Here is a 21,430-nt window from a genome sequence, read left to right as displayed (position 1 = left end):
AAACTAACTAATATAGGTCATGATCAACATTATTCGATCCAAAAACCGCAGTTTCTAGTTTTGATAATCGTTTTAGTATATCTAAGTTTGTTACTTGAACAGGTTTATCTTCACGACTTGTATTTTTTATAGCTTCAATTTTAATTTTTAAATTTTGATTTTCAATTTCTAACTCTTTCAATCTAGTCATAAGTTTGTCTAGTTTCATGTAGTCTTCAATTATTAAATCTAAATAATCATTAACATCTTCTTCACTATATCCTTTGACTCTACTTTTTTTAAATTCTTTTTCATAAATTTCTTTTGCTGTTAAGTTTAATTCAACACTCATTTTTTAACTCCTCTAATTAAATTCACTAAAATATGCGACACAACTAACAAAATATAGTGGTGCAGTTTCTGCTCTTAGTATTCTTTTACCTAATCCTATCACATCAAATTTATTTTCAGTTAAAAAATCAACTTCTTTTTCAGAAAGTCCACCTTCGCTTCCAAATACTGCTATTACCTCTTTATTACTTAAATCAGAATGCAATAAATTTTTCAAGTTGATATTTTCCTCATTAACTGATTCTTTTTCATATGCTACTACTTTATGATTGAACTTTTCAGAAAAAGTTATTAAATCTTTTAAACTATCTACATATGTAATATCAGGAATTATATTTCTCTTAGATTGTTCTGCAGCTTCTTTAACAATTTTATTCCATCTATTAATCTTAGAATCCACTTTATCTCTTTTTATCTTAGCAATGTTTCTCTCAGAATTAAATAGGACAATATTACTCACACCTAATTCGGTTAACTTTTGCATTAAATATTCTATTTTATCATTTTTCAAAGGTGGTATAGCTACTGTTATTTTAGTTGAAAGTTCATTAGTCCCTACTACTTCTTTATACGGCGTGACTAGAACTTTATCTACATTATTATCAACAATCGTACAAATATATTTAACTTCATTATTAAATACAACATACACCTTATCATCTATTTTTTTTCTCATAATTCTCACAATATGATTACTGTCATCTTTTGACAGCTCATATGTTGATTCAATATTAAATTCTTCATTTAAAAAATACTGTTGCATAAAAACTCCTAATTTTTAATCTTACAATTAATTTTACCTCATTATTGATATTTATTCAATAGTGCTAATTTCAATAAAAAGAAACGACTCAAAAATCAATTTTAATAATCGATTCTTAAGTCGTCTATTTATATTTAATTAGCTTCCAGCTGGAATATAACCTTCAATATGTTCCTTAGCTAATGCTTCATGTTCAGCATATGTTTTAGAGAAATATGCTTTTCCATCTTTTGTTGCATGTAAGAAATATAAGTAATCTGTATTCTCAGCATTATTTAATGCCTCGTATGAAGCACTTCCAACAGATGAAATTGGACCAGGTGGCAATCCTACAACCACGTAAGTATTATAAGGAGAATTTAACGTTAATTCAGCCTGTGTAGGTGCTCCTGTCAATTTATCAGCTGCATAGTTAGCAGATGGATCTGTCTGTAATTTCATTCCTTGGGCTAATCTATTTAAGAATACACTTGCAATAAGTTTGTTCTCATCAGATTTAGTAGATTCTTTTTCAAGAATACTTGCCATAGTAATATAATCATGAATAGATATTTGCATCTGTTGACCATTTATTTTCCAAGTTTTATTATTCTTTTGATATAATGGAACAACTTTTTCATTAGTTAACTTAACCATCTTAGTGATTAAACTTTCTACAGTCTCATTGTCACTAAGATCATAAATTGCTGGATACAGGTACCCTTCTAATGCATATTTAATATCTTTACCGAATACTTCATTAGTGATTAATTCAGGGAATTGTTTTTGTAATTTTTTAATAAATTCCGCATCATTAACCTTCTCTAAAAATTCATCTTTGTTTAATTTAGTCTTTTCCAAATTCTTAGCAATCTTAAGTATGCTATCCCCTTCTATTAAAGCAAATGTATTTCCTGAATTCGCCTTATTTTTAGAACCTAATTCTTGTATAATCTGTGGTAAGCTCATACTTTTCTTTAATTTAAAATTCCCAACATAAAATGAAGTACTAGGTGATAATCTAGAATAGATTTTAAAAACTTCTTCATTTTTGATTAAGCCTTTATTTTTTAATTCCTGCGCAATTTTGGCACTTCCATAATTTTCTTTAATTTCAACAGAAATGTCTTTATTATCGCTTTTATCTACCGGTGTTATCATATAATAGAAAACTGATAAAGCAGCAATTCCTAGAACAACTATAATAGTCAAAATTGTAGGAATAAATGATTTTTTCTTCTTATTTTTTTGCCTTAATTCTCTACTTCTTCTTATTTTATCTTCTCTCATTTTTTACTCACTTTCGTCGTAGTAAAAAGTATCTAATACTTCAGAAATCATATCATATTCTTCATCTGTTTCGACAGGTTCAAATCTCATTTCATCACCATCTTCAACACATACCATTGGGAAGATACTAATTTCTTCTTCATCAATCGTTTCTTCTTCAGCGAAGATATAGTATAAGTTACCGTTTGTTGGATTAGTAAACTCTAAAATTTTACGGTATTCTTTTTCTTCACCTTCTAATGTACTAAGTGTGTACACCTCTTCAGTATTATCAATACTAATGTTTTTTAAATCTTTCTCTTGCATTTTATTTTCCTCCTGAAATTTTATATTAATTTAATTTATCTAAATATGTCTGTAGTATTAATACCGCAGCCATTTTATCAATAACATTTTTTCTTTTTTTTCTTGAAACATTAGCTTCAAGAAGTACTCTTTCAGCGCCCATTGTTGTTAAGCGCTCATCTTGTAGAATTATTTCAACATTCTTTATTTTCTTTTTCAATACTTCTACAAAATATAGTGTTGCTTCCCCTCTAAATCCTACAGAATTATCCATGTTTTTAGGAAGACCCACAACGATAGTTCCAACATTATGTTCCTGAACCAACTCTTTAATTCTTTTTATTTTAAAATCTTTTACCTGCTCATTAATATTTATTGTTTCGATACCTTGAGCAGTAAAACCTAACAAATCACTTACGGCAACCCCAATGGTCTTTGATCCGTAATCTAGGCCCATAATTCTCTTATCTAACATTTACGACTCCTGTATAAAAAAGTATAATAAGTACTCTAGTATATCATCCATTTCTATTAATCTTATTTGCTCTCTAGCATGATTATCCCTAGGAATATACACTGGATCAGCTGTTTTAATATAGCCCATTAATTGATTTATTGGGTCATATCCGCGCTGTTTAATTGTTTCTACAACATTTCTTAAGATGTTGTGAATATCATTTTTATCATAAAAATTGCTATCAAATAATCTTGTTTCATCGAAATTTGTCATAATCTTTACCTCCGATTATACTAACTCTACTAAGATACCTACTGCATTTTCTCCTGTGTGCGTTGAAATAATTGGTGTTGTGGTAAATATCTCTTTTTCATCAACAACATAACCAAATACTTCTTCTAGTTCTGATTTTATCAATGTAACATATTCATCTGCTAATGAATTTGGTAAACTTATACTTTTAATTGTTTTACCTTGTTTTTCTTCTTCAATATGATTAATTAAGGTATGAACTAACTTTTTCTTACCACGAACTTTATCTAAAGCAACCAACTCAGTTTCTTTTAACTGAGTTAAAACTTTAATGTTTAGTAACCCTCCGATTAAAGCTTGTGATTTACTTAGTCTACCACCTTTTACCAAATTGTCAAGTTTATCGATTGTAACATAAGTTAAAATATTCTTAGCTTTTTCTCTTAAATTTTCTGCAATTACCTCTACGTCTAAATTTTCTTCAAGTTGTTTTAGACACTCTTTAAGTAAGAAAACCATACCTCGTGTTGTTGTCTTTGTATCAATAACGTGCACTCCTTCAAATTCTGAGCTTGCAGTAACTGCTGTATTATAAGTTCCGCTTAAAGCCGAAGAAAGAGTTAAAACTATAACTTTATATCCTTCTTTAGTCCACTTTTCAAATGCTTCGATAAATTTACCTATAGCTGGCTGACTAGTTGAATAAGTTGATGCTGTCCTCATTCTTTCTATATATTCATCATTACTAATTGTACGATAATCATACTCTATGCCATCTATATTAATAGTCAGTGGAATTACATCCACATTATATTTTTCAATTTCATCAAAAGTTAAATCACTTGATGAATCAATAATTACTTTTACTTTCTCTAACATTTACTCTTTCCTCTTTCTCTTATAATGCATAAATACAAAATTAAATTTATTATTTTCATCTTTTGAGAATTCTTCCCTACTAATTAAATCCCAATCATTTTCATCAAATTCTGGAAACTTTGTATCAGCCTCAACAACCGTATCCACCTCGGTAATAAACATTTCATCACATTTATGTAAATACTTACTATATACTGTCCCACCACCAAATATATATGCCTTTTCTGTTTCAATATTTTCTAAAATTGAATCATCAGTATACACTTCTATATTTGAATAATGATTTAAAGAATTTTCATCACGAGTAAGAACCCTGTTAATTCTATTAGGTAGAGCTCTACCAATACTGTCTAGTGTTTTCCGCCCCATAATAATCGTCTGATTTGTAGTTAACTCTTTAACTCTCAGCATATCACTTTTTATACGCCATGGTATAGTATTTTCTTGACCTATTGATTTATTTTTATCATATGCAACTATTAGTGATAACATATTATCCCTCCTAAACTGCTATTGGTGCTTTTATAAATGGATGACTTTCATAATTAACAATGTCAATATCCTCAATCTTAAGATCAAAGATACTTTCAAAATCATTAATTTTCACTTTGGGTAACGGATAAGGATCTCTAGACATTTGCTCTGTAACTTGTTCAAAATGGTTTTTATAAATATGTGCATCCCCCAGTGTATGAATAAACTCCCCTACCTCAAGTCCACATTCCTTAGCTACCAAAATAGTAAGAAGTGAATAAGAGGCGATATTAAAAGGTACTCCTAAAAATACATCTCCGCTTCTTTGATACAGCTGACAACTTAATTTCCCATCATTTACATAAAATTGGAATAATGAATGGCAAGGTGGAAGCGCCATAGTATCTACTTCCGCTGGATTCCAAGAAGAAACTATTAATCGACGAGAAGACGGATTAGCTTTAATTTGCTCTACTACATTTTTCAATTGATCAATACCATTGAAATCTCTCCATTGTTTTCCATATACATTACCCAAATCACCAAACTTATTAGCGAACTCTTCATCTGAAAGAATTCTTTCTTTAAAGATAGTCATTTGTTCTTTATACTGTTTAGAAAACTCCTCATCTATTAATGTTCTATGCCCAAAATTAGTCATATCCGGTCCAGTATACTCATTACTTTCAATCCATTTTTTAAAAGCCCATTCATTCCAAATGTTATTTTTATTTTCTAATAAAAACTTAATATTCGTATCACCTTTTATAAACCAAAGTAATTCTGACCATACTAAATTAAAATTAACTTTTTTTGTAGTTAATAACGGAAATCCTTCAGACAGATCAAACTTCATTTGGTAACCAAAAACACTTTTAGTTCCAACGCCCGTTCTATCATCTTTCTCAATTCCATTTTGTAAAATATGATTACACAATTTTAAATACTCTTTATCTGCCACTCTAATTCTCCTTTACGCTCTATAATTATGTTCTCTCAGATATCTCATCAATTCCTTAATTTTTTCTAAAGAACTTTTACCAAAGTGATGTTCAATACCTTCTACTTCTTCGTAAACTTTATCCTCATCTACTCCGATTAATCTTAGGAAATCTTCTAACAATTCATGTCTTGTTAGTGCATATTCACCCATCTTCTCACCTTGCTCAGTAAGGGCGATACCTCTATATTTCTCATATACAATATACCCTTCAACATCCAATTTTTTCAGCATCTTAGTAACAGTAGATGGATAAACTTCCAATTTCTCAGCTATATCAGCACTTCTCGCATAACCTTTGTTTTTAACTAAAGAATATATTACTTCAATATAATCTTCCATGGTTGGTGTAGCTTTTGCCATATTAGACTCCTCCTTTATAAAATTTTAAATGGTGATTTCTCGACAGTTGATTTAATAACTTCAACTCCAATTTTAGAAATATAATCTAGTAATAAGTCTTTAACTAGACCTTCTGTAAAGTGACCGATATCAATAATATTTTTATTCATTTCAATAGCATCAAGTGCCGCATGATACCCTACATCTCCAGTCAAATATATATCAACTTCAGGTAGTGAATATAGAAAATCAGCCCCACTCCCTCCTAATAATGCAACAGTACTAACTTCCTTTTCAGAGCCAATAACTGCAGAAACATTATCAAGTGAAAATCTTTTTTTAATATACTTAATAAACTCTTCCATAGCTAGTGGTGTAGGTAATTTCCCAATTCTTCCTAATCCTGCTTCCTTATCTAAGCTATGTTCAAACAATACTTTAATATCAGTTAAACCCAATAACTTAGATAGATAATCATTTAATCCTAACTTTGCAGAATCTAAATTGGTATGAAACGAAATAACAGAAATATCATTCTTTATTAAATCCCGAATAATATTAGATTTGAAATCACCTGTAAAATCCAATGATTTCAATGGTTTAAATATTAAAGGATGATGAGAGACTATTAAATCAATATTATTGTCAATAGCTTCTTTAACCACTTTAGTTGTGACATCTAAACATACCAAAACTTTATTAACATTATTATTGTAATTACCTAACATTAAGCCTACATTATCCCATTTTTCTGCTAATTTAACATCTGCCAATTCATTTAAATGATTATATACATTTTCTACAGTGATCACAAATCTAACCTCCTTATATTATTATCATTTTATTATAACACTTTATAAAAAATATTGCCATAACGAAACATAGTTTGTAACTAAAATAACATATTTATTTTCTTTAATATTTTTTGCTAAATCTATAAAATTGTAAGTTCATATAATATTTTTAATAACAATAAAAGATTATCGAAGGAAGTAACTTTAAAAAGGCGATTTTTAGAAAAGAGTGACTCAAAAATCGCGATTTCGAAGAAACAAGATTTTGTCGGGTACCCCCTGCACAGTTTATTAGATATCTAAAAAATTTTTATAAAGCGAATTTAGATATTAATAAACCGCTGCGGCTATGAGCTTTCATATAGACTCTTTTAAAATTTAGGACTTTTGCTTCAGCACTACTAGACATTTTTTATATATTATATTATTATTGTTCTTATAAAGAAATTAGTAGGAGTTTATTATGCAGACAATAGAAGGTTATTTAAATAAAATTATTTTCCATAACAAAGAGAATAATTATTATATCTTATCAATATTTTTAAATAATCAATATGATTTCGTTGAGGGAGATTATTTAAGTGTTGTTGGAACATTTAACGACTTTGAATTTGTAGAAGATGATTTATACTCATTTAAAGGTGAAATAGTACAACATAGAAAGTACGGTACGCAATTATCTGCAATTGTAGTAGAACCAGTTATAGAAAAAGATAAAGAAGCTATTGTTTCTTATCTTTCAAGCTCTATATTCCAAGGTGTTGGTAGAAAAACTGCAGAATTAATAGTTGATACACTTGGAGTTGATGCATTAGATAAAATTTATGAAGATAAAGAGACTCTATTCAGTATTAAAGGTATCCCAGAACAACGTAAAGATACTATCTACACTACGATTGTTGCAAATAAACAAACCCAAGATATTATATTAAAACTTAATGAATATAATTTAAGCAATAATATAATTCTTAAAATATATAATTTTTATAAACACAATACCTTACGAACAATCACAGAAAACCCCTATGCTTTAATAAAAGATATAAAAGGAATTAACTTTAAAACTGTAGATAAAATAGCTGAAACTAATGAAATTCCTGCAAATGATCAAAATAGAATTTTATATGGATTTATTTTTACTATCAGCTCATATTGTTTTTCAACAGGTAATACTTATATATCAAAAAATAACCTACTATACAATACATTTAATACATTATATGCATCACGAAACATAGCAGTATCTAAAGAAGATATCTTAAACTCTTACACTTTTGCTTTAGACACTGGAAAATTAGTTGAAATTGAAGATAGGGTGTTTTTACCAGAAATTTATTACTCTGAATACTCTATCTATAGTGACATTAGCAGAAGATTAGAACTTGATGATAATTTTGAAATCAGCGACAGCTTACTTGATAAATATATCGAAGAAGTTGAAGAAGAATTAGAAATCTCTTACGATATAGTACAAATTGCAGCAATCAAAAACTGTATTCTCAATAACTTTTCTATTCTTACCGGTGGACCTGGGACAGGTAAAACTACTATCATACTCGCTGTAATAAAAATCTTCCAGAAAATAAAAAACTATAGTATACATGATTTACTTGATGAGACTAGAAGTATTCTTACTCTATGTGCCCCTACAGGAAAAGCAGCAAAAAGAATGTCAGAAAGTACAGGCTTTTATGCTTCGACAATTCATAAAGCCATCGGTTGGAGTACAGAGGATGAAAACATGGAAGAATTCGTTAGTGAAAAATATATAAAATCTGAACTTGTCATAATTGATGAATCTAGTATGATTGACGTATTCTTAATGTACAATTTACTAAAAATCATTAACAAAGATGCTAAAATTATTCTAGTCGGTGACAATGATCAACTTCCTTCCATTGCTCCAGGTAACGTCCTAAATGACCTGATTAATTCAAAAGCAATTTCGACTGTTAAATTAAATAAAATTTTTAGACAAAGCGAACACTCAAGTATTATTAACATTTCACATTCAATAAAAAATAATATACCATTTGATATATTAGAAAACTTCGATGATAAAGAGTTCATTTCAGCAAACAAAAATGAAATGATAAACGTGATTTCAGCTGTTTATGATGATTTAATAAAAAATTCAAGCAAAGAAAATATTCAAATATTAGCTCCTATATACAAAGGGACAAGTGGTATAAATGAAATTAATACCGCGATTCAAGCAAGATTTAATGATAGTGATGAACAAATCGAATATGGCGAATTAATATATAAAATTAATGATAGAGTTATGCAACTTGTAAATAGACCAGAAGATAATATATTTAACGGTGATATCGGGTATATTCAAGAAGTGTACAAAGAAGGGAACAAAGTAAAAATAGTTATAGATTATGACGGTAATTATGTAATATATGAAAAACAAGAATTAAACCAAATCACACTTTCTTATGCTTGTTCTATTCACAAAGCTCAAGGTTCTGAATTTGAAAATGTTATAATACCATTTATTGATAATTATAATTTTATGCTAAATAAAAATCTAACATATACAGCAATAACGCGAGCTAAGAAAAAACTAATATTATGTGGTAATCCAAATGTTTTTTATAAATCTATTGAACCTACAAATGTCGTAACTAGACAAACTGCCCTAGAATGGTTTTTCACTACTGATAGAGAAGCGGAAATACAGTCAATAGAATTAGATGAAGAAATTAAAGAATATATATTAGATTTTCAAAATATTAACAATATCGATCCAATGATAGGCATGGAAAATATTAAACCAACAGACTTCCTTTAATCATAATAACAAAACCTGGAAATAGAGTTAAATCCACTTCCAGGTTTTGTTTATTGTATTTACATTGCTACAAGATCACGTGCAATCTTATCTATATCATTAATATTTAAGAAAGCAGCATCTATTGCAGTACCTTTCTTGCTTTCTACGGAAGAATTTACAGCACTCACTACATTTTTAGTTAAAACTTCTAAACGTGTAAGTTTTTGCTTAACATCATCTAATTTTGCATATTCAATATTCTCATTAGATAACGATTTGATAGTTAACATTGAAGAATTTATCTTCTCTGTCACTTCTTTGAACTTATCAACTTTATCTCCTAAAGAACGCCCTTTATCAAGATCAGTTTGAATAGTTCCGGCTAATTCATCAAAACTAATTAACTCTTTAGAAAATGCATTTAATTTATTTTTCAAAAAATCTTTTGAATATTTCTTATTAGAAATTTCAAAACTCTTATTAGCACTATCTTTAACACTAAATGTTACACTATTATTGTTTTTAGTAACAATTACAATATTGAAGTCTTTATTATTAAATTCATTTGAATTAATACCCTCGATATTAATTGCTTTCCCATTAAAACCATTTAATTTCAATGATTTTAACAGTGCATCAAAACCTTCTTTACTTATTACTTCATCATTAGTTGAAATAACTAATTTATTATCTTTTTTATTAAATTCTGTTTTTTCTAGCTGGCTTATTGAAACAGAATTAGTAAGATTTTGTAATTGTTCAGTAGAAATATCTCCTTTAGAACTACAACCTTGCAAAATTAGCAAGGTTGTCAGTAATATTATCAGCTTTTTCATTACTTATTAGAATAATTCTGGTGCTGAGATAATGTTTAAGTTTTCGTCGATTTCAAATACTAATGGAGTACCAGTTGGTAAGTTAAGATCTAAGATTTGTTCGTCTGAGATGTTTAATAAGTATTTGATTAACGCTCTTAAACTGTTACCGTGAGCAGAGATAAGTACATTTTTACCAGCTTTAATTTGTTTAGAAATATCGCTTTCCCAGTATGGTAATACACGATCAATAGTAAGTTTTAAGCTTTCTCCTGTTGGGATTTCTCCTTCTGGAATTTCTTTATATCTATCGATGTTTCCTGGGTACATGTCGCTAGATTTATCTAACGCAGGAGGTGCTACGTCAAAACTTCTTCTCCAGATGTGAACTTGTTCGTCACCATATTTTTCAGCTGTTTCAGCTTTGTTAAGACCTTGTAAAGCTCCATAGTGTCTTTCGTTTAATCTCCAGCTTTTGTGTACTGGAATCCATAATAAATCTAATTCTTCTAAGAATAAGTTTAGAGTTTTGATAGCACGTTTTTGGTATGAAGTGTAAGCTACATCAAAAGTAAGACCTAATTCTTTAAGAGTTTGTCCACCTTTAATAGCTTCTTGTCTACCTTTATCAGTGATATCTACATCAACCCATCCAGTAAATCTGTTTTCAAGGTTCCATTGGCTTTCACCATGTCTAGTTAATACTAATTTCATTTAAGAAATCCTCCTAGTTTTGTTATTATATTTTTATTATACAATATTTTCTAGTATTAGTACATAGTTTTTATGTGAAAAACACAATTGAAAACGTTATAACTACAAGATGTAGTTCAAATATTTATGTTGTAGTATTTACTGATATATATTAGTATATAAAAATAAGATTAGGCTCTAATTACAGTACACCTAATCTTAAAGTAGTAAACAATATTTTTTTATCATAATAACCTTTAGAACAGAAAATGTTTATATTAATACACTTTACGGTTCAACTTTCCTCTTTTTACAATTTTTAATTTATTAGTTTCAAAAAATGTAAATACTTTTGCCAATAAAACTAGTATAATTATCCAATATATAAACATAAAATTACCTTCTTTCTTTTTATACGTAAAACTTAATTTCTTATCGTACTTATATAATAACATACGGAAAACCGAAAATCAAGTAAAAAATTCATATTTCTTAATTTTTTTTATAAAGTTACTTGATTTTATATACGGTTTACTTTATAATTTATATATAGATAAAAAAAAGATTGGAAAAAATATTATGACTACAACATTTAGTATCAGATTTAAACAATGTTTAAAAGAAAAGAATATAAAGCAAGCTGAACTTGCTCGTTCTACTAATATTACTCCATCATCAATTAGCGATTGGTCTAAAGGTAAATATACTCCAAAAAGAGATAAGCTTATTGTTTTAGCTGAATATTTATCGGTTAATCCAGATTGGCTTGTCGGCGACAGTGATACAATGGATATCGAAACTCCTAAAGAAAAGTTATTTAACACAGAAGATTTTTCCGATGATGTTTCAAAGTTACCTATTCTTGGAACTATCTGTGCCGGTGATGGTGTTTATATTGAAGAGGAATATGATGAGCATATTTTCATAGATCAAGGAATGAGAGCTGATTTTGCACTAAGAGTAAAGGGAGATAGTATGATTGAAGCTGGTATTTTTGATGGCGATTTAGTATTTATCCGCCAACAAAGTTCAGTTAGAAACGGAAAAATTGCTGCTGTTCGTTTAACTGAATGGAATGAAGCTTCTTTAAAGAAAATATTCGTTAAAAATGACAATGTAATTCTTTATCCTTGCAATCCTGATTATGAGCCTATTGTTACGCGTAACGTAGAAATAATTGGAGAATGCGTTGGTGTATATAGGGAACTTTAATTTTTTGATTTTAAACAGATTATTTACGATAAAAAAACGAGAGTTTAATAACTTAGATACTTTTCTAAGTAACTCTCGCTTTTTTTATTTACGAACTAAAAATGCCATTCTATCTCTATTATTAATGTCTTTATAGACTTGTGCTAAATAACCATTTTTCTTAGATAGCTTTATTATCTTATCCTTTTGATCATAACCAATCTCAAAGAACATTACGCCATTTTCTTTTAGATAGTCTTTAGCTTGTTCTATAATTTTTCTATAAAAGTACATCCCCTCTTCTTCAGCAAATAAAGCAAGATGTGGATCATAGTTCAGTACATTTTCTTTCATAGTCACTTCATCTTTGCGGTCAATATAAGGAGGATTAGAAACAATAATATCAAATTTATCATCAATATTATTAAAAATATCCGATTGTATAAATCTAACATCAGTATCATGATATTGTGCATTTTCTTTTGCAACTTCTATAGCTTCTTCACTAATATCACTAGCTACGACATCAATCGAAATTTGATCTAGTTCTTTTTTTAATGTAATAGCAATAATACCACTTCCCGTACAAAGGTCTAGAATTTTTAAATTATTCTTATTATTCGCTTTTACATATTCAATTACTTTATATATGAGCTCCTCAGTCTCCATCCTCGGTGATAAGACATCTTTCGTAACTTTAAATTTTCTATCATAAAAATATTCGAAACCTACTAAATGACTTAATGGAACATCTTCTTTAATGTGTTTTTCAATCAAAGAAAAATATTTTTCTTCATTTTCTTTAGACATTTGCTCTGACATGCAATTCAAGAATAACTGCGGACTTTCGTCTAGCATGTACATTAGTAAAAATCTAGCCAAAGATTCTTCTTTCCCTTGTCTTCTTAAAAGAAGACAAGCTTTTGTTATAGCTTGCCTTCTGTTCATTATAGTTCTTCACCTTTATTAAGTTCTGCCATTTTCTCAGCTTGTTCAGCAATACGAAGTGCTTCTAAAACTTCATCAAGTTTACCTTCCATAATTTGGTCTAATTTTTGAATAGTTAAACCAATTCTATGGTCAGTAACACGGTTTTGAGGATAGTTATATGTTCTAATACGTTCAGAACGGTCCCCAGTACCAACTTTAGATTTACGTTCAGCATCGAACTTAGCTTGCTCTTCTTGTTGGTATTTATCATATACACGAGCACGTAGTACTTTCATAGCTTTCTCTTTATTCTTAATCTGTGAACGTTCATCCTGCATAGAAACTACAACCCCTGTAGGAATGTGAGTTAAACGTACAGCTGACATAGTTGTATTAACCGATTGACCTCCAGCACCACTTGATGCAAATGTATCAACACGGATATCATTTTCATTAATATCAATTTCAATCTCTTCAGCTTCTGGTAATACTACTACTGTTGCTGTTGAAGTATGGATACGTCCACTTGATTCTGTTGTAGGGACACGTTGTACACGGTGCGCTCCACTTTCGAATTTCATCTTAGAGTAAACATCTTCACCAGAAATAATAAAGATTGCTTCTTTAATACCACCGATTCCAGTTTCAGAACGTTCTAGTACATCAACTTTCCATCCTTGAGATTCAGCAAATCTAGTGTACATACGTAATAAATCACCTGCGAATAATTGTGCTTCATCTCCACCTGCTGCTCCACGAACCTCAACAACAACGTTTTTACCATCGTTAGGATCTTTTGGTAATAATAGAATTTTCAATTCTTCTTCCATAGGTGCAAGAGTTGGTTCTAATTCTTTAATCTCCTCTTGCATCATTTCTTTCATTTCTTTATCTTCTTCAATTTCAAGAAGTTCTTTTGTATCTTTAATTTGTTGAACTATATCTTTATATTCTCTAAATACAGCTACTGTTTTTTCAATAGAGCGTTGTTCTTTTGAATATTCCATAAGTTTCTTTGTATCACTAACAACATCTGGATCACTAAGTAATTCGTTTAACTTTTCATAACGCTCTTCAACTATCTCAAGTTGTCCAAAAATTTCCATTTGTTCCTCCTAATTTATCTCTTAATTTCATGACAATGACGGCATCTAGCTTCATATGATTCACTAGCTCCAATAACTACGATTGGATCATCATACTTAGCAGGTTCACCATTTATCAACCTTTGACTTCTACTTGCTTCTTTTCCACATTTGTTGCACACAGCATGAAGTTTAGTTACCATCTCACTAATAGCCATAATCTCAGGCATTGGATGAAATGGTTCTGCTTTGAAATCCATATCTAAACCTGCAACAATAACACGAACTCCATCATCAGCAAGTTTATTTATAACTTCAACAATTTTATCATCAAAGAACTGTACTTCGTCAATTCCTATGATATCATATTTTTTATCATTTATATAGTCATAAATCTGCTCTGCTTTGTCAATATTTACAGATTCATAACTATTTCCATTATGAGTAGAGACTTTATTCTCTTCGTATCTATTATCTATAGACGGTTTAAATAGAAGTACGTTTTGTTTAGCAATTACTCCACGTTTTATGCGTCTTAGCAGTTCTTCTGATTTACCAGAGAACATACTACCGCAAATACATTCTATCCATCCGAATTTTCTATTTTCTATCATTACATATCCCCTCGGGTTTATATTATACAATTACTAATAGAATAAAAACAGACAATCCAATAAAGAAATGTCTGTTTTATTTTTCTTACTTGATACCGTATTTTTTGTTGAAACGTTCGATACGACCATCTGCTTGAGCGAATCTTTGACGCCCTGTGTAGAATGGGTGTGTATCTGAAGAGATCTCAACTTTTAATAATGGGTATGTATTTCCATCTTCCCACTCAATAGTTTCTTTAGATGGTTTAGTTGAACCACTTAAAAATTTGAAACCACTTGTAGTATCCATGAATACAACTTTACGGTAATCTGGGTGAATTCCTTCTCTCATTATTATCGTCTCCTTCTGCCCTGAACGCTTTTAATACGAACAGAGTTATTTTTCAGTGAGTTAATCACATACCTACTTATTATAAATAATATTCTAAAAAAAATCAAGTACTTTTACTAATATTTGTAAACTTTTTTTGTTGACAGCTATTACTTCTTCTACCTTTTAAATTTTATCCCTAATTTTCTTTTTTACATGTTTACACTAAAAGGAGGCTTACTATTTAAATTCTTTTCAATAGCTTGCCTCCAAATAATTTATTTACTTTTTACTTCTTCAGTTGCAACATCTTCTCCGAACCATTTCTCAGAAATTTTTTGGAATGCTCCCTCTTTATACATCTCTACAAATGCTTCATTAATTTTATTAACAAGTGTTACATCTGCTTTTCTTGCTCCAACTGCAAAGGCCTCACTATCAAACCCAGCATTTAAAATATCAAAATCATTTAATTTGTTTTGTTGTTTTAAATAATAGTTCGCATATACTCTATCGATTAACAATGCATCTATTCTATCATTTTCTAAGTCAATTAAAGACTCATTAAAACTCTCATATTGAGTTGCATCATTATTCTTCACAATATTTTTAAGAACTTCTGGATTCTCATTAAAAGTATCATATCCAGATGAACCGTTTTGTGCACCTAGAACTTTATCTTTTAAGTCACTTAAATTTTTAATATTTTTAGATTTTTTTACTACTATGACCTGTTCATTAACCATATACTGTTTAGTAAATTGAACAACAGCCTCTCTTTCTGCAGTTTTAGAATAACCATTCCAAATTAAATCAATATTTCCATTTTTTAATTCAGTTTCTTTTAAATCCCAGTTAATAGCCTGCCACTGTACCTTAATTCCATACTTTTCAAAAACTGTATTCGCTAAATCTATATCAAAACCTATATTTTTACCACTTTTATCTTGGAATCCCATCGGTACAAATGTGTTATCAAAACCAATAATAATCTTCTTATCTGTTTGAAAATCATTCCAATTATCTTTTTTTGGTTTATCTTTTCCTCCTGAGGCACATGCAGTAACTATTAGAACGGTAATAATAAGTGTAATAAGGAATTTTAACTTTCTCATTTAATCACCTCTTATCTTGGTTCTACTTTCACAATACTATCCGCTATATTTTCAGCAAATTGTAAATCGTGAGTTACAACAATTTGTGTAATACCTAATTCTCTGTTCTTAAGTATTAATTTTTCAACTTCTAATCTTAACTCAGGATCTAATGCACTCGTCGGTTCGTCATAACCTATAATTTTTGGTTCTATCATCATAGCGCGAGCTAAAGCAACCCTTTGTTTTTGACCTCCTGATAATGAAGTCGGATAATTATTAATCTGCTTTTCTAACCCTAGCTTCTCTAGTAACTCAACAGCCTTTTTCTCTGCAACATTTTTTGCCATATTCATAGTTTTAATTGGAGATAAAACTAAATTTTCTAGAACAGTAAGATGAGGAAATAACTGAAAATCTTGGAATACAAAACCTAAAAGATTTCTTTTTTCCAATTCGTCTATTGGAAGTGGTGCACCGTTATAAATAATCTCGCCTGAATCAATTTTTTCAAGACCGGCTAACATTCTTAATAAAGTAGTCTTACCGCCACCAGAAGGTCCTACTATTGCTAAAATCTTATTCTCTTCAACTGTTAAATTAAAATCCGATAGTATTTGTCGATCTTTGAATTTTTTACTAATATTTTTTAATTCTAACATAAGTTACCTCCTATCATAATTATAACGTTTCTCTACTTGTTTAGATACAAGCGTTACTACCCCTATTAAAATTAGATAAATAGCTCCTGCAACAAACATTGGTAATAAACTAGCATCCCTATTGGCTGCTGTTCTACTTGCTAATATTAAATCACTAATACCTAATGCATACACTAATGATGTATCTTTAACAAGACTCATTATCTCATTAAATACACTAGGTAGAACTATTTTAACTACTTGCGGTAATATAACGTATCTAATTGTTTGAAACTGAGTAAATTTCAATACCTTTGCTGCTTCATATTGACCTTTTGGTATCGATTCAATACCTCCACGGAAAATTTCAGCAAAATAAGCTGCATAGTTCAATGTAAATGCTATTATAGCCGCTGGAAGTCTATCAAAACGTATTCCTACAGATGGTAATACATAGTAGATAAAAATCAACTGCAGTAATAATGGCGTTCCACGCATAATCCATATATAGATATTAATAAAATAATTTAATAATTTTATATTAAAACGCATTATAAAAGCAATAACAATCCCTAACGGTATAGACAAAACTAATACTAGAAAAAATACTTCTAGTGTTATAAGAGCACCGTTCATTAAACTAGGTAATATTTCTATTAAATATTCCATATATTATCCTCCTATTATATTATATTTCAACCTCACCCTACAGCCATGTAGTCGGATATTATTTAAAATTTTACTATATTATAACACAATTCCAAACAAACAAAAACCCCTTATTTTACTAAGGGGCTAAATATCTTATTTATTTAATTTTGAATCGTGGAATTTTTTCATAATTCCTTCTTTTGATAATAAACTTCTAACTGTGTCAGAAGGTTGAGCTCCATTACCTAACCATTTTAATGCTAACTCTTCATCGATTTTAACTTCTGCTGGTTCTTTAACAGCATTGTAAGTACCGATAGTTTCGATAGAACGTCCATCACGTGGAGATCTTGAATCAGCAACAACGATACGGTAGAAAGGTGATTTTTTAGCACCTAATCTTTTTAAACGGATTTTTACTGCCATGTTTGTACTCCTTATGTTTCAACTTTTTTATTAATTTTATGTGTGTGTGTTTATGAAGTGTTTTAATGAAAAAGTTGAATCTATAACGCTAAGTTTTCTAAGCTAGATATAATTCTAACATTAAAATAAAAGTATGTCAATACTTTTCGGTGAAAAATGTCAACTTTTTTTGTTGACTCACCTGAACCTTATTATAACAGGTTTGTTTTATCATGTAAAGATAAAATATTTATAAAAATTAACCTATATTATATAGGAATAACCTAAAAATTCTAAATTTTAAAATAGGCTATATAAGAACTCATTGTTGTAGTGAGTTATTCACATCTAAATTAGCTTCATAACAGCTTTTTAGTTATCTAATAAACTTTGTGGGAGTGACTCGACAAAATCTTGTTTCTTAAGAAATCACGATTTTCGAGCCACTCCTCACCTCTATTTCATATATTAATCTTCCAATACTTTAGCAATTTCACTAAGTACTTGCTCTTTACCTATTTTAGTAACCGAAGAAAATGGAATAATTGCCATATTATTCGTTAGGTCTAATTCTCGTTTTATAATTCCTGTATTTTTAGCCAATTCATTTTTTGATATTTTATCAATTTTTGTCATAACTATTACGAATGGAATCTCATAGTAGTTTAAAAATTCATTCATTTCAATATCATCTTGAGAAGGCTTGTGTCTACTATCAATTAAATGTAATACAAATCCAAGGTTTTCACTATTAGTAAAATACTCAACTATCATATCATATAGTTTTTCTTTTTCAGGTTTTGATAATTTTGCATATCCATATCCCGGTACGTCTACTAGAACAACTTGATTATCTACATCAAAAAAGTTTAGTGTACGAGTCTTCCCTGGTTTAGAAGAAACACGAGCATAGTTTTTTCTCTCTAAAATTGTATTAATAAAAGATGATTTCCCAACGTTTGAACGACCACACATCGCAACTTCTGGTTTTTCATGTTCTGGATATTGTTTTTTCGATACGGCACTTATAAGTAAATCTACATTATGTGTATTTAACTTTTTCATTTTTATTCTCCAAATACTATTTTAAACACTTCTTGAATATTGTCTACTGTGTGAATAGTTAATTTTTCAAGAACTTCTTCAGGTATATCAATTAAATCTTTCTTATTCTTAGTTGGAATAATTATAGTATTAATATTCATTTTTTCTGAACTTAAGATTTTTTCTTTAACTCCACCTATTGGCAACACTTTACCATGTAGGGTCATTTCTCCAGTCATTGCAATATTATTATCGACTGGCTTTTTAGTTAAAGCTGAATAAACTGAAGTAGTTATTGTAATACCTGCTGATGGACCATCTTTAGGAACTGCTCCTTCTGGAACATGTAGATGTATATCAATTTCTGAGAAATTAACATCTTCAATTTCTAATTTTTCTGCATTAGAGCGTAAGAATGAAATAGCCATTTGTGCTGATTCTTTCATAACATCCCCTAGCTTACCAGTTAGAATGATTTTCCCATTACCTTTAGAAATTCCTGTTTCTATCTCAAGTGTATCCCCACCTACAACAGTATATGCTAAACCATTAACTAATCCAATCTCAGGTTTTACATTTTTATCTTTGGCACTATATTTCTCTGGACCCGCAAATTCCTCAAGATTATTAACTCCAACCTTGATTTTTTCTTCTCCCTTAAGAACTTTTAACGCAGCTTTTCTACAAACAGAGCCAAAGACACGCTCTAAGTTCCTAACGCCAGCCTCATAAGTGTATCCATTAATTATTTTATTAATAGCTTGTTTACTAAAAGTAATTTGACCTTTTTTAAGTCCATTTTCTTTAATTTGACGTGGAATTAAATACTTAGTAGCAATATTTTCCTTTTCTTTAATCGTATATGATTCAAGTTCAATAACTTCCATCCTATCTCTAAGAGGGGCTGGAATTAAACTTAAATTATTTGCAGTAGCAATAAACAGCACTTTCGATAAATCAAACGGAATATCTAAATAATGATCAACAAACTCATTATTTTGAGCTGGATCAATCACCTCAAGCATCGCAGCCGCCGGATCACCTTTTATATCAGAAGCCATCTTATCGATTTCATCAAGAAGAATTACAGGATTTTTAGTCTTAATTTTCTTCAGTGACTGAATAATTTTACCTGGTAAAGCACCTAAATATGTTCTCCTATGTCCACGAATTTCAGCTTCATCATGAACACCTCCTAGAGAAATACGTACAAAACTTCTTCCCATAGAAGCGGCAATAGACTTAGCTAATGAGCTCTTACCTACTCCCGGAGGTCCAGATAAACATAATATTGGAGAATTCATATCTTCTCTTAATTTTTTAACCGCTAAAAATTCTAAAATTCTCTCTTTTATTTTTTCTAAGCCATAGTGATCTTCATTTAGAATTTTTTCAGCATTTTGTATATCAATTTCATCATCAGTTAATGTATTCCATGGTAAAGCTACTACAGTATCTAGGTAAGTTCTAATTATAGAATGTTCCGGACTCATCACCGGTGTTTTCTCTAAACGGTCTACTTCCTTTAATAATACTGCTTTATCTTCCTCAGATAATTCGATTTCATTAATCGCTTGACGAATTTTTTCAATATCATCATCTTCAGGTGAAATTTGTCTTAGTTCATCTTGAACTACTTTCATCTGTTCACGTAAAAAGTATTCTTTTTGTTGATTATCAATATTTGTACGAACTTTCTCATCAATTTCTCGTTTAAAACTATTACCAACTAAGAATGCTTCTAGACTTCTATTTAAGAATATTGCTTTTTTCTCTAAATCTAGTAAAAACAACACTCTTTGTTTAAGAATCTTATCAATTGGGAAAAATTTAATGTTTTTATTTATAAACTTCTCCAAATCATCAGTTTTATAGTAATCAATATCAAAGTTTTCTCTTTTTAAGTAATTAAGGAAATTAGTTCTAATGCTATTTAATAAAGATATTTTATCAAATCCATTATCTACAATTTCTCTTATATTAATATCTAAATTTTCTACAATATTATTGTTATAAACGCCACTTTTAACCTCGGCTATACCATAGCAGTGGTATTCATACTTTTTATTCTTTTTATCAATTGTAAGTTGACCATATGTCCCAAAGAAAACATTGAATCCATTACTATCAAATACATCCTCTTCAGAAAAAGAATCATCATAACTATCAATTGGTTTTCTCTTATATGTTACAAAAACTGGGATCTTATCTTTTTTTACAGTTTTTATCGTTTTTAAAAATTTTTTGTCCGTTACATCTATTGTATAAGTATTAGACGGAAAGAATAAATCTCTATTCTCTAATAAATAATATTTTGTCAAAACGAACTC

The 21,430-nt window shown here is 29.4% G+C and carries 25 protein-coding genes; 2 read left to right on the top strand and 23 right to left on the bottom strand.

What is annotated here, in order from left to right; genetic code table 11:
* Window positions 1-7: 7 nt before the first annotated feature.
* From RWN11_RS02580 to RWN11_RS02530, 11 genes are all read right to left on the bottom strand, one after another.
* A complete protein-coding gene (locus tag RWN11_RS02580) occupies window positions 8-331 on the bottom strand; it encodes a DivIVA domain-containing protein (protein ID WP_314160233.1) in 324 nt (107 codons plus the stop codon).
* A gap of 12 nt (window positions 332-343) precedes the next feature.
* Window positions 344-1,093 (bottom strand): RsmE family RNA methyltransferase, encoded by a 750-nt coding sequence (locus RWN11_RS02575; protein WP_314160232.1) that lies wholly within the window; start codon window positions 1,091-1,093, stop codon window positions 344-346.
* A gap of 138 nt (window positions 1,094-1,231) precedes the next feature.
* Window positions 1,232-2,362 (bottom strand): endolytic transglycosylase MltG, encoded by a 1,131-nt coding sequence (gene mltG / locus RWN11_RS02570; protein ID WP_314160231.1) that lies wholly within the window; start codon window positions 2,360-2,362, stop codon window positions 1,232-1,234.
* A 3-nt stretch (window positions 2,363-2,365) separates the two neighbouring features.
* Window positions 2,366-2,668: a DUF1292 domain-containing protein gene (locus tag RWN11_RS02565; RefSeq protein ID WP_314086248.1), complete on the bottom strand. Its 303-nt coding sequence runs from the start codon at window positions 2,666-2,668 to the stop codon at window positions 2,366-2,368.
* Window positions 2,669-2,693: 25 nt separating this feature from the next.
* Window positions 2,694-3,122: a Holliday junction resolvase RuvX gene (ruvX, locus tag RWN11_RS02560; protein ID WP_003145599.1), complete on the bottom strand. Its 429-nt coding sequence runs from the start codon at window positions 3,120-3,122 to the stop codon at window positions 2,694-2,696.
* Window positions 3,123-3,377, bottom strand: a complete 255-nt coding sequence (locus tag RWN11_RS02555) for an IreB family regulatory phosphoprotein (protein ID WP_314160230.1) — start codon at window positions 3,375-3,377, stop codon at window positions 3,123-3,125. It abuts the gene before it with no gap.
* Window positions 3,378-3,392: 15 nt separating this feature from the next.
* Window positions 3,393-4,235 carry a DegV family protein gene (locus RWN11_RS02550; protein WP_314160229.1) on the bottom strand — a complete coding sequence of 281 codons (843 nt, stop codon included), beginning with the start codon at window positions 4,233-4,235 and terminating at the stop codon, window positions 3,393-3,395.
* Window positions 4,236-4,727 (bottom strand): dihydrofolate reductase, encoded by a 492-nt coding sequence (locus RWN11_RS02545; RefSeq protein WP_314160228.1) that lies wholly within the window; start codon window positions 4,725-4,727, stop codon window positions 4,236-4,238.
* 10 nt (window positions 4,728-4,737) lie between these two features.
* Window positions 4,738-5,676: a thymidylate synthase gene (locus RWN11_RS02540; RefSeq protein ID WP_314160240.1), complete on the bottom strand. Its 939-nt coding sequence runs from the start codon at window positions 5,674-5,676 to the stop codon at window positions 4,738-4,740.
* A gap of 6 nt (window positions 5,677-5,682) precedes the next feature.
* Entirely contained in the window at window positions 5,683-6,072 is a 390-nt protein-coding gene (gene mntR, locus RWN11_RS02535; protein WP_314160227.1) for a transcriptional regulator MntR, read from the bottom strand.
* Between the two features lie 14 nt (window positions 6,073-6,086).
* Window positions 6,087-6,863, bottom strand: a complete 777-nt coding sequence (locus RWN11_RS02530; RefSeq protein WP_314160226.1) for a Nif3-like dinuclear metal center hexameric protein — start codon at window positions 6,861-6,863, stop codon at window positions 6,087-6,089.
* A gap of 445 nt (window positions 6,864-7,308) precedes the next feature.
* Here RWN11_RS02530 and RWN11_RS02525 point away from each other — a divergent pair, with 445 nt between their 5' ends.
* Window positions 7,309-9,645 carry an ATP-dependent RecD-like DNA helicase gene (locus tag RWN11_RS02525; RefSeq protein WP_314160225.1) on the top strand — a complete coding sequence of 779 codons (2,337 nt, stop codon included), beginning with the start codon at window positions 7,309-7,311 and terminating at the stop codon, window positions 9,643-9,645.
* A 59-nt stretch (window positions 9,646-9,704) separates the two neighbouring features.
* Here the strand turns inward: RWN11_RS02525 and RWN11_RS02520 are convergent, their stop codons facing one another.
* Together RWN11_RS02520 and gpmA are read right to left on the bottom strand one after the other, a co-directional pair.
* The gene (locus RWN11_RS02520; protein WP_314160224.1) at window positions 9,705-10,463 is read right to left on the bottom strand and encodes a hypothetical protein; all 759 of its coding nucleotides are present in this window, start codon (window positions 10,461-10,463) and stop codon (window positions 9,705-9,707) included.
* Window positions 10,464-10,469: 6 nt separating this feature from the next.
* Complete coding sequence (gene gpmA, locus RWN11_RS02515; RefSeq protein ID WP_060914713.1) at window positions 10,470-11,156, bottom strand: 2,3-diphosphoglycerate-dependent phosphoglycerate mutase; 687 nt, start codon at window positions 11,154-11,156, stop codon at window positions 10,470-10,472.
* Between the two features lie 558 nt (window positions 11,157-11,714).
* On the opposite strand from gpmA, the gene RWN11_RS02510 reads away from it, so the two are divergent.
* Entirely contained in the window at window positions 11,715-12,347 is a 633-nt protein-coding gene (locus tag RWN11_RS02510) for a S24 family peptidase (RefSeq protein ID WP_314160223.1), read from the top strand.
* Window positions 12,348-12,431: 84 nt separating this feature from the next.
* Here the strand turns inward: RWN11_RS02510 and prmC are convergent, their stop codons facing one another.
* From prmC to lon, 10 genes are all read right to left on the bottom strand, one after another.
* A complete protein-coding gene (gene prmC / locus RWN11_RS02505; RefSeq protein ID WP_314160222.1) occupies window positions 12,432-13,274 on the bottom strand; it encodes a peptide chain release factor N(5)-glutamine methyltransferase in 843 nt (280 codons plus the stop codon).
* Window positions 13,274-14,362 carry a peptide chain release factor 1 gene (gene prfA / locus RWN11_RS02500; protein ID WP_003145535.1) on the bottom strand — a complete coding sequence of 363 codons (1,089 nt, stop codon included), beginning with the start codon at window positions 14,360-14,362 and terminating at the stop codon, window positions 13,274-13,276. Before prfA ends, prmC begins: the two co-directional genes overlap by 1 nt.
* Before the next feature lie 14 nt (window positions 14,363-14,376).
* A complete protein-coding gene (locus RWN11_RS02495) occupies window positions 14,377-14,955 on the bottom strand; it encodes a thymidine kinase (RefSeq protein WP_003145452.1) in 579 nt (192 codons plus the stop codon).
* 85 nt (window positions 14,956-15,040) lie between these two features.
* On the bottom strand, window positions 15,041-15,286 hold the full coding sequence (locus RWN11_RS02490; RefSeq protein WP_003145327.1) for a type B 50S ribosomal protein L31: 246 nt from the start codon (window positions 15,284-15,286) through the stop codon (window positions 15,041-15,043).
* A 257-nt stretch (window positions 15,287-15,543) separates the two neighbouring features.
* A complete protein-coding gene (locus RWN11_RS02485) occupies window positions 15,544-16,380 on the bottom strand; it encodes an amino acid ABC transporter substrate-binding protein (RefSeq protein WP_314160221.1) in 837 nt (278 codons plus the stop codon).
* Between the two features lie 11 nt (window positions 16,381-16,391).
* Window positions 16,392-17,021, bottom strand: coding sequence for an amino acid ABC transporter ATP-binding protein (locus RWN11_RS02480; RefSeq protein WP_314160220.1), 630 nt, complete (start codon window positions 17,019-17,021; stop codon window positions 16,392-16,394).
* Window positions 17,022-17,024: 3 nt separating this feature from the next.
* On the bottom strand, window positions 17,025-17,669 hold the full coding sequence (locus tag RWN11_RS02475; RefSeq protein ID WP_314160219.1) for an amino acid ABC transporter permease: 645 nt from the start codon (window positions 17,667-17,669) through the stop codon (window positions 17,025-17,027).
* A 135-nt stretch (window positions 17,670-17,804) separates the two neighbouring features.
* Window positions 17,805-18,077 (bottom strand): 30S ribosomal protein S16, encoded by a 273-nt coding sequence (gene rpsP, locus RWN11_RS02470; RefSeq protein ID WP_003145074.1) that lies wholly within the window; start codon window positions 18,075-18,077, stop codon window positions 17,805-17,807.
* A gap of 447 nt (window positions 18,078-18,524) precedes the next feature.
* Window positions 18,525-19,121, bottom strand: coding sequence for a ribosome biogenesis GTP-binding protein YihA/YsxC (gene yihA, locus RWN11_RS02465; protein WP_314160218.1), 597 nt, complete (start codon window positions 19,119-19,121; stop codon window positions 18,525-18,527).
* A 2-nt stretch (window positions 19,122-19,123) separates the two neighbouring features.
* Window positions 19,124-21,421 carry an endopeptidase La gene (lon, locus tag RWN11_RS02460; protein ID WP_314160217.1) on the bottom strand — a complete coding sequence of 766 codons (2,298 nt, stop codon included), beginning with the start codon at window positions 21,419-21,421 and terminating at the stop codon, window positions 19,124-19,126.
* Window positions 21,422-21,430: the final 9 nt, after the last annotated feature.

Source organism: uncultured Gemella sp. (genome assembly GCF_963519265.1).
GTDB lineage: Bacteria > Bacillota > Bacilli > Staphylococcales > Gemellaceae > Gemella.
This window is presented reverse-complemented; position numbering and strand designations above follow the sequence as displayed.